This window comes from Cognatiluteimonas telluris (assembly GCF_011320095.1).
Taxonomy (GTDB): Bacteria; Pseudomonadota; Gammaproteobacteria; order Xanthomonadales; family Xanthomonadaceae; genus Cognatiluteimonas; species Cognatiluteimonas telluris.
The window spans coordinates 72,087-86,251 of sequence record NZ_JAANOY010000005.1 but is presented as its reverse complement, the minus strand read 5'-3'; the positions used below and the strand labels follow the sequence as shown (position 1 = coordinate 86,251).

15 protein-coding genes are annotated in these 14,165 nt (G+C 65.3%); all 15 read left to right on the top strand.

Going from position 1 to position 14,165, the window contains the following annotated elements; all coding sequences use genetic code 11:
- Positions 1 to 22: 22 nt before the first annotated feature.
- The 15 genes from rpoC (at position 23) to rpmC (ending at position 14,164) form a co-directional block, all read left to right on the top strand.
- Entirely contained in the window at positions 23 to 4,243 is a 4,221-nt protein-coding gene (gene rpoC, locus G7B67_RS05365; RefSeq protein WP_166209049.1) for a DNA-directed RNA polymerase subunit beta', read from the top strand.
- A 399-nt stretch (positions 4,244 to 4,642) separates the two neighbouring features.
- The gene (gene rpsL, locus G7B67_RS05360) at positions 4,643 to 5,017 is read left to right on the top strand and encodes a 30S ribosomal protein S12 (protein ID WP_166209046.1); all 375 of its coding nucleotides are present in this window, start codon (positions 4,643 to 4,645) and stop codon (positions 5,015 to 5,017) included.
- Positions 5,018 to 5,066: 49 nt separating this feature from the next.
- Positions 5,067 to 5,534 (top strand): 30S ribosomal protein S7, encoded by a 468-nt coding sequence (gene rpsG / locus G7B67_RS05355; protein ID WP_166209043.1) that lies wholly within the window; start codon positions 5,067 to 5,069, stop codon positions 5,532 to 5,534.
- A 179-nt stretch (positions 5,535 to 5,713) separates the two neighbouring features.
- Positions 5,714 to 7,831: an elongation factor G gene (gene fusA, locus G7B67_RS05350; RefSeq protein WP_166209041.1), complete on the top strand. Its 2,118-nt coding sequence runs from the start codon at positions 5,714 to 5,716 to the stop codon at positions 7,829 to 7,831.
- Between the two features lie 29 nt (positions 7,832 to 7,860).
- Positions 7,861 to 9,051, top strand: a complete 1,191-nt coding sequence (gene tuf, locus G7B67_RS05345; RefSeq protein ID WP_166209038.1) for an elongation factor Tu — start codon at positions 7,861 to 7,863, stop codon at positions 9,049 to 9,051.
- 415 nt (positions 9,052 to 9,466) lie between these two features.
- Complete coding sequence (gene rpsJ / locus G7B67_RS05340; protein WP_010341589.1) at positions 9,467 to 9,778, top strand: 30S ribosomal protein S10; 312 nt, start codon at positions 9,467 to 9,469, stop codon at positions 9,776 to 9,778.
- Positions 9,779 to 9,789: 11 nt separating this feature from the next.
- Complete coding sequence (rplC, locus tag G7B67_RS05335) at positions 9,790 to 10,443, top strand: 50S ribosomal protein L3 (RefSeq protein ID WP_166209035.1); 654 nt, start codon at positions 9,790 to 9,792, stop codon at positions 10,441 to 10,443.
- Between the two features lie 2 nt (positions 10,444 to 10,445).
- On the top strand, positions 10,446 to 11,051 hold the full coding sequence (rplD, locus tag G7B67_RS05330; protein WP_166209032.1) for a 50S ribosomal protein L4: 606 nt from the start codon (positions 10,446 to 10,448) through the stop codon (positions 11,049 to 11,051).
- Positions 11,048 to 11,344: a 50S ribosomal protein L23 gene (gene rplW, locus G7B67_RS05325; protein WP_166209029.1), complete on the top strand. Its 297-nt coding sequence runs from the start codon at positions 11,048 to 11,050 to the stop codon at positions 11,342 to 11,344. The genes rplD and rplW overlap by 4 nt, the downstream gene beginning before the upstream one ends.
- Positions 11,345 to 11,354: 10 nt before the next feature.
- On the top strand, positions 11,355 to 12,182 hold the full coding sequence (gene rplB, locus G7B67_RS05320) for a 50S ribosomal protein L2 (protein ID WP_166209026.1): 828 nt from the start codon (positions 11,355 to 11,357) through the stop codon (positions 12,180 to 12,182).
- Between the two features lie 5 nt (positions 12,183 to 12,187).
- Positions 12,188 to 12,457 (top strand): 30S ribosomal protein S19, encoded by a 270-nt coding sequence (gene rpsS / locus G7B67_RS05315; protein WP_166209023.1) that lies wholly within the window; start codon positions 12,188 to 12,190, stop codon positions 12,455 to 12,457.
- Positions 12,458 to 12,467: 10 nt separating this feature from the next.
- A complete protein-coding gene (gene rplV, locus G7B67_RS05310; RefSeq protein ID WP_166209020.1) occupies positions 12,468 to 12,815 on the top strand; it encodes a 50S ribosomal protein L22 in 348 nt (115 codons plus the stop codon).
- Complete coding sequence (gene rpsC / locus G7B67_RS05305) at positions 12,816 to 13,562, top strand: 30S ribosomal protein S3 (RefSeq protein WP_166209017.1); 747 nt, start codon at positions 12,816 to 12,818, stop codon at positions 13,560 to 13,562.
- Positions 13,563 to 13,565: 3 nt separating this feature from the next.
- Entirely contained in the window at positions 13,566 to 13,979 is a 414-nt protein-coding gene (gene rplP / locus G7B67_RS05300) for a 50S ribosomal protein L16 (RefSeq protein ID WP_166209014.1), read from the top strand.
- Positions 13,979 to 14,164: a 50S ribosomal protein L29 gene (gene rpmC, locus G7B67_RS05295; protein ID WP_166209011.1), complete on the top strand. Its 186-nt coding sequence runs from the start codon at positions 13,979 to 13,981 to the stop codon at positions 14,162 to 14,164. Before rplP ends, rpmC begins: the two co-directional genes overlap by 1 nt.
- Position 14,165 lies beyond the last annotated feature (1 nt).

Here is a 14,165-nt window from a genome sequence, read left to right as displayed (position 1 = left end):
TTACTCCTCTTCGGAGAAAGAAATGAAAGATCTACTGAACCTGTTCAACCAGCAGCGCCCGGCGCTCGACTTCGATGCGATCAAGATCGCGCTGGCGTCGCCGGACCTGATCCGCTCGTGGTCCTACGGCGAAGTCAAGAAGCCCGAGACGATCAACTACCGCACGTTCAAGCCCGAGCGCGACGGCCTGTTCTGCGCCGCGATCTTCGGCCCGATCAAGGACTACGAGTGCCTGTGCGGCAAGTACAAGCGCATGAAGCACCGCGGCGTGGTCTGCGAGAAGTGCGGCACGGAAGTCACGCTGGCCAAGGTGCGCCGCGAGCGCATGGGCCACATCGACCTGGCCTCGCCGGTCGCGCACATCTGGTTCCTCAAGTCGCTGCCCTCGCGCATCGGCCTGATGCTGGACATGACCCTGCGTGACATCGAGCGCATCCTGTACTTCGAAGCCTACGTCGTCACCGAGCCGGGCCTGACCCCGCTCGAGCGCGGCCAGCTGCTCAACGAAGAGCAGTTCATGACCATGCGCCAGGAACACGGCGACGACTTCGACGCCGCGATGGGCGCCGAGGCGGTGTTCGACCTGCTGCGCACGATCGACCTGCAGGCCGAGATGGTGCAGCTGCGCGAGGACATCGCCTCCACGGGTTCGGAAACCAAGCTCAAGCGCCTCACCAAGCGCATCAAGCTGGTGGAAGCGTTCCTGGAGTCCGGCAACCGTCCCGAGTGGATGGTGATGACGGTGCTTCCGGTGCTGCCGCCGGACCTGCGTCCGCTGGTGCCGCTGGATGGCGGCCGCTTCGCGACGTCCGACCTGAACGACCTGTATCGCCGCGTCATCAACCGCAACAACCGCCTGCGCCGCCTGCTCGAGCTCAACGCGCCCGACATCATCGTGCGCAACGAGAAGCGCATGCTGCAGGAGTCGGTCGATGCGCTGATGGACAACGGCCGCCGCGGCCGCGCCATCACCGGCACCAACAAGCGCCCGCTCAAGTCGCTGGCCGACATGATCAAGGGCAAGCAGGGCCGCTTCCGCCAGAACCTGCTCGGCAAGCGCGTCGACTACTCCGGCCGTTCGGTCATCGTGGTCGGTCCGTACCTCAAGCTGCACCAGTGCGGCCTGCCGAAGAAGATGGCGCTGGAGCTGTTCAAGCCCTTCATCTTCGCCAAGCTGCAGCGCCGTGGTCTTGCCACCACGATCAAGGCCGCCAAGAAGCTGGTCGAGCGTGAAGAGGCGGAAGTCTGGGACATCCTGGAAGAAGTCATCCGCGAGCATCCGGTGCTCTTGAACCGCGCGCCGACCCTGCATCGCCTCGGCATCCAGGCGTTCGAGCCGGTGCTCATCGAGGGCAAGGCGATCCAGCTGCACCCGCTGGTCTGCACCGCGTTCAACGCCGACTTCGACGGCGACCAGATGGCCGTGCACATCCCGCTGAGCCTGGAAGCCCAGCTGGAAGCGCGCGCGCTGATGATGGCGTCCAACAACATCCTGTCGCCGGCCAACGGCGAGCCGATCATCGTGCCGTCGCAGGACGTCGTACTCGGCCTGTACTACATGACCCGCGCGCTGGAAAACGCCAAGGGCGAGGGCATGGCTTTCGCCAATGTCGCCGAGGTCAAGCGCGCCTACGACAACCGTGTCGTCGCGCTGCACGCCAAGGCCAAGGTCCGCATCACCGAGAACGTGCTGCAGGACGACGGCAGCCGCCAGAAGCAGACATCGATCATCGACACCACCGTCGGCCGCGCGCTGCTGGCCGAAATCCTGCCGGACGGCCTGCCGTTCGCGCTGGTCAACACCGAGCTGACCAAGAAGAACATCAGCCGCCTGATCAACACCTGCTACCGCATGCTCGGCCTGAAGGACACGGTCGTGTTCGCCGACAAGCTGATGTACACCGGTTTCGCGTACGCCACGCGCGCCGGCGTGTCCATCGGCATCGACGACATGATCATCCCGGGCGAGAAGAAGGGCATCCTCGACGAGGCCGAGTCCGAAGTGCTGGAAATCCAGCAGCAGTATCAGTCGGGACTGGTGACCGCCGGCGAGCGCTACAACAAGGTCGTCGACATCTGGTCGCGCACCAACGAGCGCGTGGCCAAGGCGATGATGGACGCGATCGGCACCGAGACGGTCACGAATGCCAAGGGTGAGAAGGTCGCGCAGAAGTCGATGAACTCGGTCTTCATCATGGCCGACTCCGGCGCGCGTGGTTCGCAGGCGCAGATCCGCCAGCTGGCCGGCATGCGCGGCCTGATGGCCAAGCCGGACGGCTCGATCATCGAGACGCCGATCACCGCGAACTTCCGCGAGGGCCTGAACGTCCTGCAGTACTTCATCTCGACCCACGGCGCCCGCAAGGGCCTGGCGGATACCGCGCTGAAGACCGCCAACTCCGGTTACCTCACCCGTCGCCTGGTCGACGTGGCGCAGGACGTGGTCATCACCGAGACCGACTGCGGCACGCGCGAAGGCCTGACCATGACCCCGATCGTGGAAGGCGGCGACGTCGTCGAACCGCTGCGCGACCGCGTGCTGGGCCGGATCGTGGCCGAGGACGTGTTCCTGCCGGGCAACGACGAGGATCCGTTCGTCACCCGCAACCAGCTGCTCGACGAAGCCTGGGTGCAGCAGATCGAAGATGCCGGCGTGCAGGCGATCAAGGTGCGTTCGACCATCACCTGCGAAAGCGCGTTCGGCGTCTGCGCGTACTGCTACGGCCGCGACCTCGGCCGCGGGCACACGGTCAACCACGGCGAGGCCGTGGGCGTGGTCGCCGCGCAGTCGATCGGCGAGCCCGGCACCCAGCTGACGATGCGTACGTTCCACATCGGTGGCGCGGCATCGCGTGCGGCCGCGATCGACAACGTGACGGTCAAGACCACCGGCTCGGTGAAGTTCAACAACCTCAAGCACGTCTCGCACGCCAACGGCCACCTGGTCGCGGTGTCGCGTTCGGGTGAGCTGTCGGTGCTCGACAACCACGGCCGCGAGCGCGAGCGCTACAAACTGCCGTACGGCGCGACGATCCTGGTGCAGGACGGCGCGGCCATCAAGGCCGGGCAGACGGTCGCCTCGTGGGATCCGCATAACCATCCGATCGTGTCGGAAGTCGCCGGCTTCATGCGCTTCGTCGACTTCGTCGATGGCGTGACCGTGATCGAGAAGACCGACGAACTCACCGGCCTGGCGTCGCGCGAGATCACCGATCCCAAGCGTCGCGGCTCGATGGGCAAGGACCTGCGCCCGATCGTGCGCATCGTCGACAAGGCGGGCAAGGACCTCAACATCCCGGGCACCGACCTGCCGGCGCAGTACCTGCTGCCGCCGCGCTCGATCGTCAACCTGCAGGATGGTGCGCAGGTCGGCATCGGCGACGTGGTCGCGAAGATCCCGCAGGAAGCGTCGAAGACCCGCGACATCACCGGTGGCCTGCCGCGCGTGGCCGACCTGTTCGAGGCGCGCAAGCCGAAGGATCCGGCGGTACTGGCCGAGGTCTCGGGCATCGTCTCGTTCGGCAAGGACACCAAGGGCAAGCAGCGCCTGATCATCAAGGACGCCGACGGCAACGATCACGAAGAGCTGATCCCCAAGTACCGCCAGATCATCGTGTTCGAAGGCGAGCACGTGGAGAAGGGCGAGACCGTGGTGGACGGCGAGCCGAGCCCGCAGGACATCCTGCGCCTGCTCGGGGTCGAGCCGCTGGCGGCCTATCTGGTCAAGGAAATCCAGGACGTCTACCGCCTGCAGGGCGTCAAGATCAACGACAAGCACATCGAGGTGATCATTCGCCAGATGCTGCGCAAGGTGGAGATCACCGACCAGGGCGGCAGCAAGTTCCTCCATGGCGAGCAGGCCGAGCGCCAGCGCGTGATCGAGGAGAACGTCAAGCTCGCCGTGCGCAATGAATTGCCGGCAAAGTTCGACCCGGTCCTGCTGGGCATCACCAAGGCGTCGCTGGCGACCGAGTCGTTCATCTCGGCCGCGTCCTTCCAGGAAACCACCCGTGTCCTGACCGAGGCGGCCGTACGCGGCACCCGCGATGGCCTGCGCGGCTTGAAGGAGAACGTGATCGTCGGCCGCCTGATCCCGGCCGGTACCGGTCTGGCGTACCATACGGCCCGCCGCCGCAACGCCTCGGGCCTGACCGAGTCGGAGATGGAAGCGCTGACCGGGTCGGCTTCGGCGGAGCCGGAAACGGTGGAAGCCGAATCCGGCGACGGCGAGATCCTGGGCTGAGTGCGGTAGCCCCTCTCCCGGCGGGAGAGGGGTGGGGTGAGGCCGTGGCCTTGGAGGTTCAAGGATTGCGTACCCTCATCCGCCCCTTGCGGGGCACCTTCTCCCGGTGGGAGAAGGGAAAAGCGACAAGTTAGCGACGGCCTCCGGGCCGTCCCAGATCACGAAATGAGGCGCAGGGAGCGCCTCGTTTTCGGCCCAGGGCAGGGCGGGAACCATCGGGAAACCGGGCGCTTGCCCGTTGTCCCGGCCTCACCTCGCGTTGACGCTTGCGTCCGGCGCGGGCTATACTTTTCTGTCTTGCAGGCCGGGTTGTAGGGGCCTGCTTCCTGCTTTTACAGAACCCGTTAACGAAGGCATGCCTTACAGGCCGGCCTGACCACCTAAAGAGCCCCAAGCAAGATGGCAACGATCAACCAGCTGGTGCGCACGCCGCGCAACCCCGAGACCTACAAGAGCACCTCGCCCGCGCTGGCGAATTGCCCGCAGCGTCGCGGCGTGTGCACGCGCGTGTACACCACCACCCCGAAGAAGCCGAACTCGGCGCTCCGCAAGGTGGCCAAGGTGCGCCTGACCAACGGTTACGAGGTCATCTCGTACATCGGCGGCGAAGGCCACAACCTGCAGGAGCACTCGGTGGTGCTGATCCGCGGCGGTCGCGTCAAGGACCTGCCGGGCGTGCGCTACCACACCGTGCGCGGCTCGCTCGACGCCGCCGGTGTCGCCAAGCGCCGCCAGTCGCGCTCGAAGTACGGCGCCAAGCGTCCGAAGTCCTGATCGTCGCGGCTGCGACCACATCTGAAAGCATTCCTTAGGAACATCGAACATGTCGCGTAAAGGCAATACCCCGCAGCGTTCCGTCCTGCCCGATCCCAAGCACGGCAGCGAGACGATCGCGCGCTTCATCAACATGGTCATGTACAGCGGCAAGAAGTCGGTCGCCGAGAAGATCGTCTACGGCGCGATGGACGTGATCGGGGAAAAGAACCCGAATGCGCTGGAAGTGGTCGAGAAGGCGCTGGGCAACATCTCGCCGTCGGTCGAGGTCAAGTCGCGCCGCGTCGGTGGTGCCACCTACCAGGTGCCGGTCGAAGTTCGGCAGTCGCGCCGCATGGCGCTGGCGATGCGCTGGCTGATCGACTCGGCGCGCAAGCGCGGCGAGAACACCATGCCGCGCAAGCTGGCCGGTGAGCTGATGGACGCTTCGGAAAACCGTGGTGGCGCGATCAAGAAGCGCGAAGAAACCCACCGCATGGCCGAAGCCAACAAGGCGTTCGCGCACTACCGCTGGTAAGCACTGTTGCACCCCGGCTCCGGTAACGGGGCCATCGCGGCGCCTGCTGCCCGTCGCGGCCGCGCCGCCCGCGCCCGGCCTGCCCGCATGTGGGTCGGCGCACGACGAATCCGATGCCGCCCTCGGGCGGCGTTCGGCCTTCCGGACATCGTCCGCAGCATCAAACAAGAGAGAAAGCCGTGGCTCGCACCACTCCCATCGAGCGTTACCGCAACTTCGGCATCATGGCGCACATCGACGCCGGAAAGACCACCACGTCCGAGCGCATCCTGTTCTACACCGGCGTCAGCCACAAGATCGGTGAAGTGCATGACGGTGCCGCCACCATGGACTGGATGGAGCAGGAGCAGGAGCGCGGCATCACCATCACGTCGGCCGCCACGACCGCGTTCTGGTCGGGCATGGACAAGTCCATGCCGCAGCACCGCTTCAACATCATCGATACCCCCGGGCACGTCGACTTCACGATCGAAGTCGAGCGTTCGCTGCGCGTGCTCGACGGCGCGGTGTTCGTGCTGTGCGCGGTCGGCGGCGTGCAGCCGCAGTCCGAGACCGTCTGGCGCCAGGCCAACAAGTACTCCGTGCCGCGCATGGCGTTCGTCAACAAGATGGACCGCACCGGCGCCAACTTCGACAAGGTCATCGAGCAGCTGAAGTCGCGCCTGGGTGCCTATGCGGTTCCGATGCAGGTGCCGATCGGCGCCGAGGATGGCTTCGAGGGCGTGGTCGACCTGCTGAAGATGAAGGCGATCCACTGGGACACCGCTTCGCAGGGCACCATCTTCGAATATCGCGATATCCCGGCCGCGCTGCAGGTCAAGGCCGAGGCTGCGCGCAGCTTCATGGTCGAGGCCGCCGCCGAAGCCAGTGAAGAGCTGATGGACAAGTACCTCAACGAGGGCGAGCTGTCCGAAGCCGAGATCATCGAAGGCCTGCGCACGCGCACCCTGAAGGTGGAGATCGTGCCGGTGTTCTGCGGCTCGGCCTTCAAGAACAAGGGCGTGCAGGCCATGCTCGATGGCGTGATCCAGCTGCTGCCGTCGCCGTCCGATCGTCCGCCGGTGCAGGGCATCGACGAAGACGAGAAGGAAGACTCGCGCCCGGCCACTGACTCCGCGCCGTTCTCCGCGCTGGCGTTCAAGATCATGACCGACCCGTTCGTGGGCTCGCTCACGTTCTTCCGCGTCTATTCCGGCGTGCTCAATTCGGGCGACGCGGTCTACAACCCGGTCAAGTCGAAGAAGGAGCGCGTGGGCCGCATCCTGCAGATGCACTCCAACGAGCGCAGCGAAATCAAGGAAGTGCGCGCGGGCGACATCGCCGCAGCGGTGGGCCTGAAGGACGTCACCACCGGCGACACCCTGTGCTCGCAGGACCACGTCATCACCCTGGAGCGGATGGTCTTCCCGGAACCCGTCATCTCGATGGCGGTCGAGCCCAAGACCAAGTCCGACCAGGAAAAAATGGGCATGGCGCTGGGCCGGCTGGCGCAGGAGGATCCGTCCTTCCGCGTGCATACCGACGAGGAATCCGGCCAGACCATCATCGCCGGCATGGGCGAGCTGCACCTGGACATCCTCGTTGACCGCATGAAGCGCGAGTTCAACGTCGAAGCCAACGTCGGCAAGCCGCAGGTCGCCTACCGCGAAACGATCCGCAAGAAGGACGTCAAGAGCGACTACAAGCACGCCAAGCAGTCGGGCGGCAAGGGCCAGTACGGCCACGTCGTGATCGAGCTGTCGCCGATGACCGACGAGGACAAGGCCAATCCGGACGTCAAGAACGATTTCCTGTTCATCAACGACATCACCGGTGGCGTGATCCCGAAGGAGTTCATCCCCGCGGTCGAGAAGGGCATGCGCGAGACCATCACCAGCGGTCCGCTTGCCGGCTTCCCGGTGGTCGGCGTCAAGGCCAAGCTGGTCTTCGGTTCCTACCACGACGTCGACTCGTCGGAAATGGCGTTCAAGCTGGCCGCGTCGATGGCCTTCAAGGAGGGCTTCCGCAAGGCCGATCCGGTCCTGCTCGAGCCGATCATGAAGGTCGAGATCGTGAGCCCGGAAGACTACGTCGGTGACGTTATGGGCGACGTCAGTCGCCGTCGCGGCCTGCTGCAGGGCCAGGACGACACCCCGTCGGGCAAGACCATCAATGCGATGGTGCCGCTGGGCGAGATGTTCGGTTACGCGACCAGCCTGCGCTCGATGTCGCAGGGTCGCGCGACCTTCACGATGGAATTCGATCACTACGCCGAAGCGCCGACCAACGTCGCCGAAGCGGTGATCAAGAAAGGTTGATTCAACTAAATTCTCAAGGGATCAAGACAATGGCAAAGGGTAAATTCGAGCGCACCAAGCCCCACGTGAACGTGGGCACGATCGGCCACGTGGATCACGGCAAGACGACGCTGACGGCGGCGCTGACGAAGATCGGTGCGGAGCGTTTCGGCGGTGAGTTCAAGGCCTACGACCAGATCGACGCGGCGCCGGAAGAGAAGGCGCGCGGGATCACGATCTCGACGGCGCATGTCGAGTACGAAAGCCCGAACCGCCACTACGCGCACGTCGACTGCCCGGGGCACGCGGACTACGTGAAGAACATGATCACCGGTGCGGGGCAGATGGACGGCGCGATCCTGGTGTGCTCGGCCGCCGACGGCCCGATGCCGCAGACGCGCGAGCACATCCTGCTGGCGCGCCAGGTGGGCGTGCCGTACATCGTGGTCTACCTGAACAAGGCGGACATGGTGGACGACGCCGAGCTGCTGGAGCTGGTGGAGATGGAAGTGCGCGAGCTGCTGGCCAAGTACGAGTTCCCGGGCGACGACACCCCGATCGTGCACGGTTCGGCGCTCAAGGCGCTGGAAGGCGACCAGTCGGACATCGGCGTGCCGTCGATCCTGAAGCTGGTCGAGGCGCTGGACACCTGGATCCCGCAGCCGGAGCGTGCGATCGACAAGCCGTTCCTGATGCCGGTGGAAGACGTGTTCTCGATCTCCGGTCGCGGCACGGTGGTGACCGGGCGCATCGAGCGCGGCGTGATCAAGGTGGGCGACGAAATCGAGATCGTGGGCATCCGCCCGACCCAGAAGACCGTGGTCACCGGTGTGGAGATGTTCCGCAAGCTGCTGGACCAGGGCCAGGCGGGCGACAACGCGGGCCTGCTGCTGCGCGGCACCAAGCGTGACGACGTCGAGCGCGGCCAGGTGCTGGCCAAGCCCGGCTCGATCACCCCGCACACCGAGTTCGAGGCCGAGGTGTATGTCCTGAGCAAGGACGAAGGCGGCCGCCACACCCCGTTCTTCAAGGGCTACCGCCCGCAGTTCTACTTCCGCACCACCGACATCACGGGTGCCGTGACCCTGCCCGAAGGCGTGGAAATGGTCATGCCGGGCGACAACATCAAGATGGTGGTGAGCCTGATCAACCCGGTGGCAATGGACGAGGGCCTGCGCTTCGCGATCCGCGAAGGCGGCCGCACCGTCGGCGCCGGCGTGGTGGCGAAGATCATTAAATAAGGCGCATGCGCTTTATTTAAGTCCTGAATTCATCCGGCCTTCCGGCCGGATAATTCAGGGACGGCCGGGCCAAAGGATTGTGCTTGCACATCCTCTGCACACCCGGCTAGAATGTGCGGCTCGGCGCCCCCTTGGCTGCATCAGGGGTCGCCAACCAGCGAAATGACGTGCAGGACGTGCGTCGTTTTCGCCAGACAGGGAACATGTCGCGCGGCAAGTGCTCCGCCCGTCCCGAAGCTCTTCGGGACACTCATGGCGGGGCGTCTTTTCGCGTTCGCAGTTTCCATCTGGGCAGACCGGGCAACCGGCCTGCCTTGTTTTTCAGGCATGGATCGCAGCAGCACGCTTCACGAATTTTTGGGGTTCGGCGCACCCAGCCGCCGGCCTGTCGCTCTTTATAACGAGGAATTCCGTCATGGCGGACCAGAAAATCCGGATCCGGCTCAAAGCGTTCGATCATCGCCTGATCGACCGTTCGGCCAGTGAGATCGTCGAAACGGCCAAGCGGACCGGCGCGCAGGTGCGCGGCCCGATCCCGCTGCCGACCAAGATCGAGCGCTACACCATTCTCGTCTCGCCGCACGTCGACAAGGACGCGCGCGACCAGTACGAGACCCGCACGCACAAACGCGTGCTCGACATCGTCGACCCCAACGACAAGACCGTGGACGCGCTGATGAAGCTCGAGCTCGCGGCTGGCGTCGACGTCCAGATCAAGCTGACCTGAGGCATACGACCATGACGAAGAAATATTCGTTGGGGATCGTCGGTCGCAAGGCCGGCATGAGCCGGCTGTTCACCGAGGACGGCAAGTCCGTGCCGGTGACGCTGATCGAGGCCACCCCGAACCGCATCACCCAGGTGAAGACGGTCGAGACCGACGGCTACAGCGCCGTGCAGGTCGCCGTCGGCACCAAGCGCGCCGCGCTGATCAACAAGCCGTCCGCCGGCCACCTGGCCAAGGCCAAGGTCGAAGGCGGTCGCGGCCTGTGGGAGCTGCGCGTCGAGGCCGACAAGATCGCGGGCTTCGAAGTCGGCGGCGAGATCAAGGCCGACATCTTTGAGGTCGGCCAGATCGTCGACGTCGAGGGCGTGACCAAGGGCAAGGGCTTCCAGGGCACGATCAAGCGCTGGAACTTCAAGATGGGCGACGCCACCCACGGTAACTCGCTGTCGCATCGCGCGCCGGGCTCCATCGGCCAGCGCCAGACGCCGGGCCGGGTGTTCCCGGGCAAGAAGATGTCAGGCCACATGGGTTCGGTGCAGCAGACCACGCAGCGCCTGCAGGTGGTCAAGGTCGACGCCGACCGCGGCCTGATCGCGATCCGCGGCGCGGTGCCGGGCGCACCGGGCGGCGACGTGATCGTGCGCCCGACGAGCAAGGGAGTCTGACGATGGAACTGACCATCAACAACAGCAGCAAGACGCTGTCGGTCTCCGACGCGATCTTCGGCCGCGAGTTCAGCCAAGACCTGGTCCACCAGGTCGTCGTCGCCTACCGCAACGCGGGCCGCGCCGGTACCAAGGCGCAGAAGACGCGTTCGGAAGTCAACGGCACGACCAAAAAGTCGAAGAAGCAGAAGGGCGGCGGTGCGCGACATGGCGCGCTGACGGCTCCGATCTTCGTCGGCGGCGGCGTGACCTTCGCGGCCAAGCCGCGCAGCTTCGCGCAGAAGGTCAACCGCAAGATGTACCGCGCGGCGATGTCGTCGATCCTGTCCGAGCTCAACCGCCAGGGCCGCATCACGATCGTCGACGGGTTCGACGTCGACGCGCCGAAGACCCAGGGCCTGATCGCCAAGCTCAAGGATCTCAACGTCGGCAATCGTCCGCTGATCGTCACCGAGGAGGCGACCGAGAACCTGTACCTGTCCGCGCGCAACCTGCGCTACGTCGAAGTGCGTGACGTGCAGGGCCTGGACCCGGTTTCGCTGGTCGGCGCCGATACCGTCGTGATGACCTCCGACGCCGTCAAGAAGATCGAGGAGTGGCTGGCATGAACGAGGCCAAGCTGTACAACGTGATCCGCGCCCCGCGCGTGTCCGAAAAGACCGCCCGCCTGCAGGAAGTGTCGAACCAGTACGTGTTCGAAGTCGCCACCGACGCCACCAAGGCCGACATCAAGGGCGCGATCGAGACGATCTTCGCCGTCAAGGTCGAAGCCGTGAACGTGGTCAACGTGAAGGGCAAGCAGAAAGCCTTCAAGAACCGCAACGGTCGCCGTGGCGACTGGCGCAAGGCATACGTGAAGCTGGCCGATGGCCAGTCGATCGACGTGATGGCCAAGGCCTGAGGAAAGACCCATGGCATTGATGACTTTCAAACCCACTTCGCCCGGCCGCCGTTCCGCGGTCCGCGTGGTGACGCCGGATCTGCACAAGGGTGCGCCGCACGCGGCCCTAGTCGAGAGCCAGAGCAAGTCCGGTGGCCGCAACCACCACGGCCGCATCACCACCCGCCACATCGGCGGCGGCAGCAAGCAGCACTACCGCATCATCGACTTCAAGCGCGACAAGGAAGGCATCCCGGCGCGCGTCGAGCGGATCGAATACGACCCGAACCGCACCGCGCACATCGCGCTGCTGTGCTACGTCGACGGCGAGCGCCGCTACATCATCGCGCCCAAGGGCCTGAAGGCCGGCGAGCAGGTGATCGCGGGTTCGGATGCGCCGATCAAGACGGGCAACACGCTGCCGCTGCGGAATATCCCCGTCGGCTCGACCGTGCATTGCATCGAGATGAAGCCGGGCAAGGGTGCGCAGATCGCGCGCGCCGCCGGTGCCGGCGTGCAGCTGGTCGCCCGCGAAGGCGTCTATGCCACCCTGCGCCTGCGTTCGGGCGAGATGCGCCGCGTGCCGTCCGAGTGCCGCGCCACCATCGGTGAAGTCGGCAACGTCGAGCACAACCTCGAGAAGCTGGGCAAGGCCGGCGCCAGCCGCTGGCGCGGGATCAAGCCGACCGTCCGCGGCGCGGCGATGAACCCGGTCGACCATCCGCACGGCGGTGGTGAAGCCAAGGCCGGCCAGGGCAACCCGCATCCGGTCACCCCGTGGGGCGTCCCGACCAAGGGTTACAAGACCCGACACAACAAGCGCACGCAGCAGTTCATCGTTCGCGACCGCAGGAGCTGATCGAGATGCCACGTTCACTGAAGAAAGGTCCGTTCGTCGACCACCACCTGATCAAGAAGGTGGAAGCCGCGACGAGCAACAAGAAGCCGATCAAGACCTGGTCGCGCCGTTCGATGATCCTGCCGGAAATGGTCGGTTACACCATCGCCGTCCACAACGGCAAGAACCACATCCCGGTGCTGGTCAACGAGAACATGGTCGGCCACAAGCTTGGCGAGTTCGCCCTGACCCGCACGTTCAAGGGTCATGGCGGCGACAAGAAGGCCGGGAAGTAAGGAGATGAGCATGCCTATCGAAAATGGCGCACGCGCGGTCCTGCGCAGTGCCCGCATCTCCCCGCAGAAGGCCCGCCTGGTCGCCGACCAGGTCCGTGGCTTGACCGCCGAGCGCGCCGTCAACCTGCTGAAGTTCTCCGACAAGAAAGCCGCCCACATGATCCGCAAGGTCGTGGAGTCGGCGATCGCCAATGCCGAGAACAACCAGGGCGCCGACGTCGACGCGCTGAAGGTCACCACCATCATGGTCGACGAAGGTCCGTCGCTGAAGCGCTTCATGGCGCGCGCCAAGGGTCGCGGCACGCGCATCCTCAAGCGCACCAGCCACATCACCGTCGTTGTCGGCGAGGGCAAATAAATGGGCCATAAAGTACATCCGACCGGTATCCGCCTTGGCATCTCCAAGGACTGGAACTCCAAGTGGTACGCCGGCAAGAAGCATTTCGCCGACTACCTGATCGCCGACATCAAGGTCCGCGAGATGCTGCGCAAGAAGCTCGCGCAGGCTGGTATCTCCAAGATCCTGATCGAGCGTCCCGCCAACAACGCGCGCGTCACGATCCACACCGCCCGCCCGGGCGTGGTGATCGGCAAGCGCGGCGAGGACATCGAGAAGCTGCGCAAGGACGTCAGCAACCTGATGGGCGTCCCCGCGCACATCAACGTCACCGAGGTCCGCAAGCCGGAGCTCGACGCGCAGCTGGTGTCCGAGTCGATCGCGCAGCAGCTCGAGCGCCGCATCATGTTCCGCCGCGCGATGAAGCGCGCCGTCGGCAACGCGATGCGCCTGGGCGCGCTGGGCATCAAGGTCAACGTCGCCGGCCGCCTCAACGGCGCCGAGATCGCGCGTTCGGAGTGGTACCGCGAAGGTCGCGTGCCGCTGCACACGCTGCGCGCCGACGTCGACTACGGATTTGCCGAAGCCAAGACCACCTACGGGATCATCGGCATCAAGGTGTGGGTCTACAAGGGCGAGATCTTCGATTTCTCCCAGATCGGCCAGGAAAAGCAGGACGACACGCCGCGCAGCGACCGCAACGAGCGCAGCGACCGTCCGCGTCCGCCACGCCGCGACCGCAATGACCGCAGCGAAGCGAGGGACTAAACCATGCTGCAACCAAAGCGCACCAAATTCCGCAAGATGCACAAGGGCCGCAACGACGGCCTGGCGTGGAGCGGCAACGCCGTCAGCTTCGGCGAGTTCGGTCTGAAGTCGACCGCGACCGGCCAGCTGACCTCGCGCCAGATCGAAGCCGCGCGTCGTTCCATCAGCCGCTACGTCAAGCGTGGCGGCAAGATGTGGATCCGCGTGTTCCCCGACAAGCCGATCACCAAGAAGCCGATCGAAGTCCGCATGGGCTCGGGCAAGGGCAACGTCGAGTTCTGGGTCGCGCAGATCCAGCCGGGCCGGATGATCTACGAGATCGAAGGCGTCGACGAAGCCACCGCGCGCGAGGCGTTCCGCCTGGCCGCGGCCAAGCTTTCGGTCACCACCACTTTCGTTGCGCGGACGGTGCGCTGATGGAACTCAAGCAACTCAAATCCAAGTCGGCGGACGAGCTGAAGTCCCACCTGGTCGACCTGCACAAGGAGCAGTTCTCGCTCCGCATGCAGAAGGCCACCGGTCAGCTCGCCAAGACCCACGACGCCCGCCGGGTGCGCCGCGAGATCGCGCGCGTCAACACCCTGCTCGGCGCGAAGAAGTAAG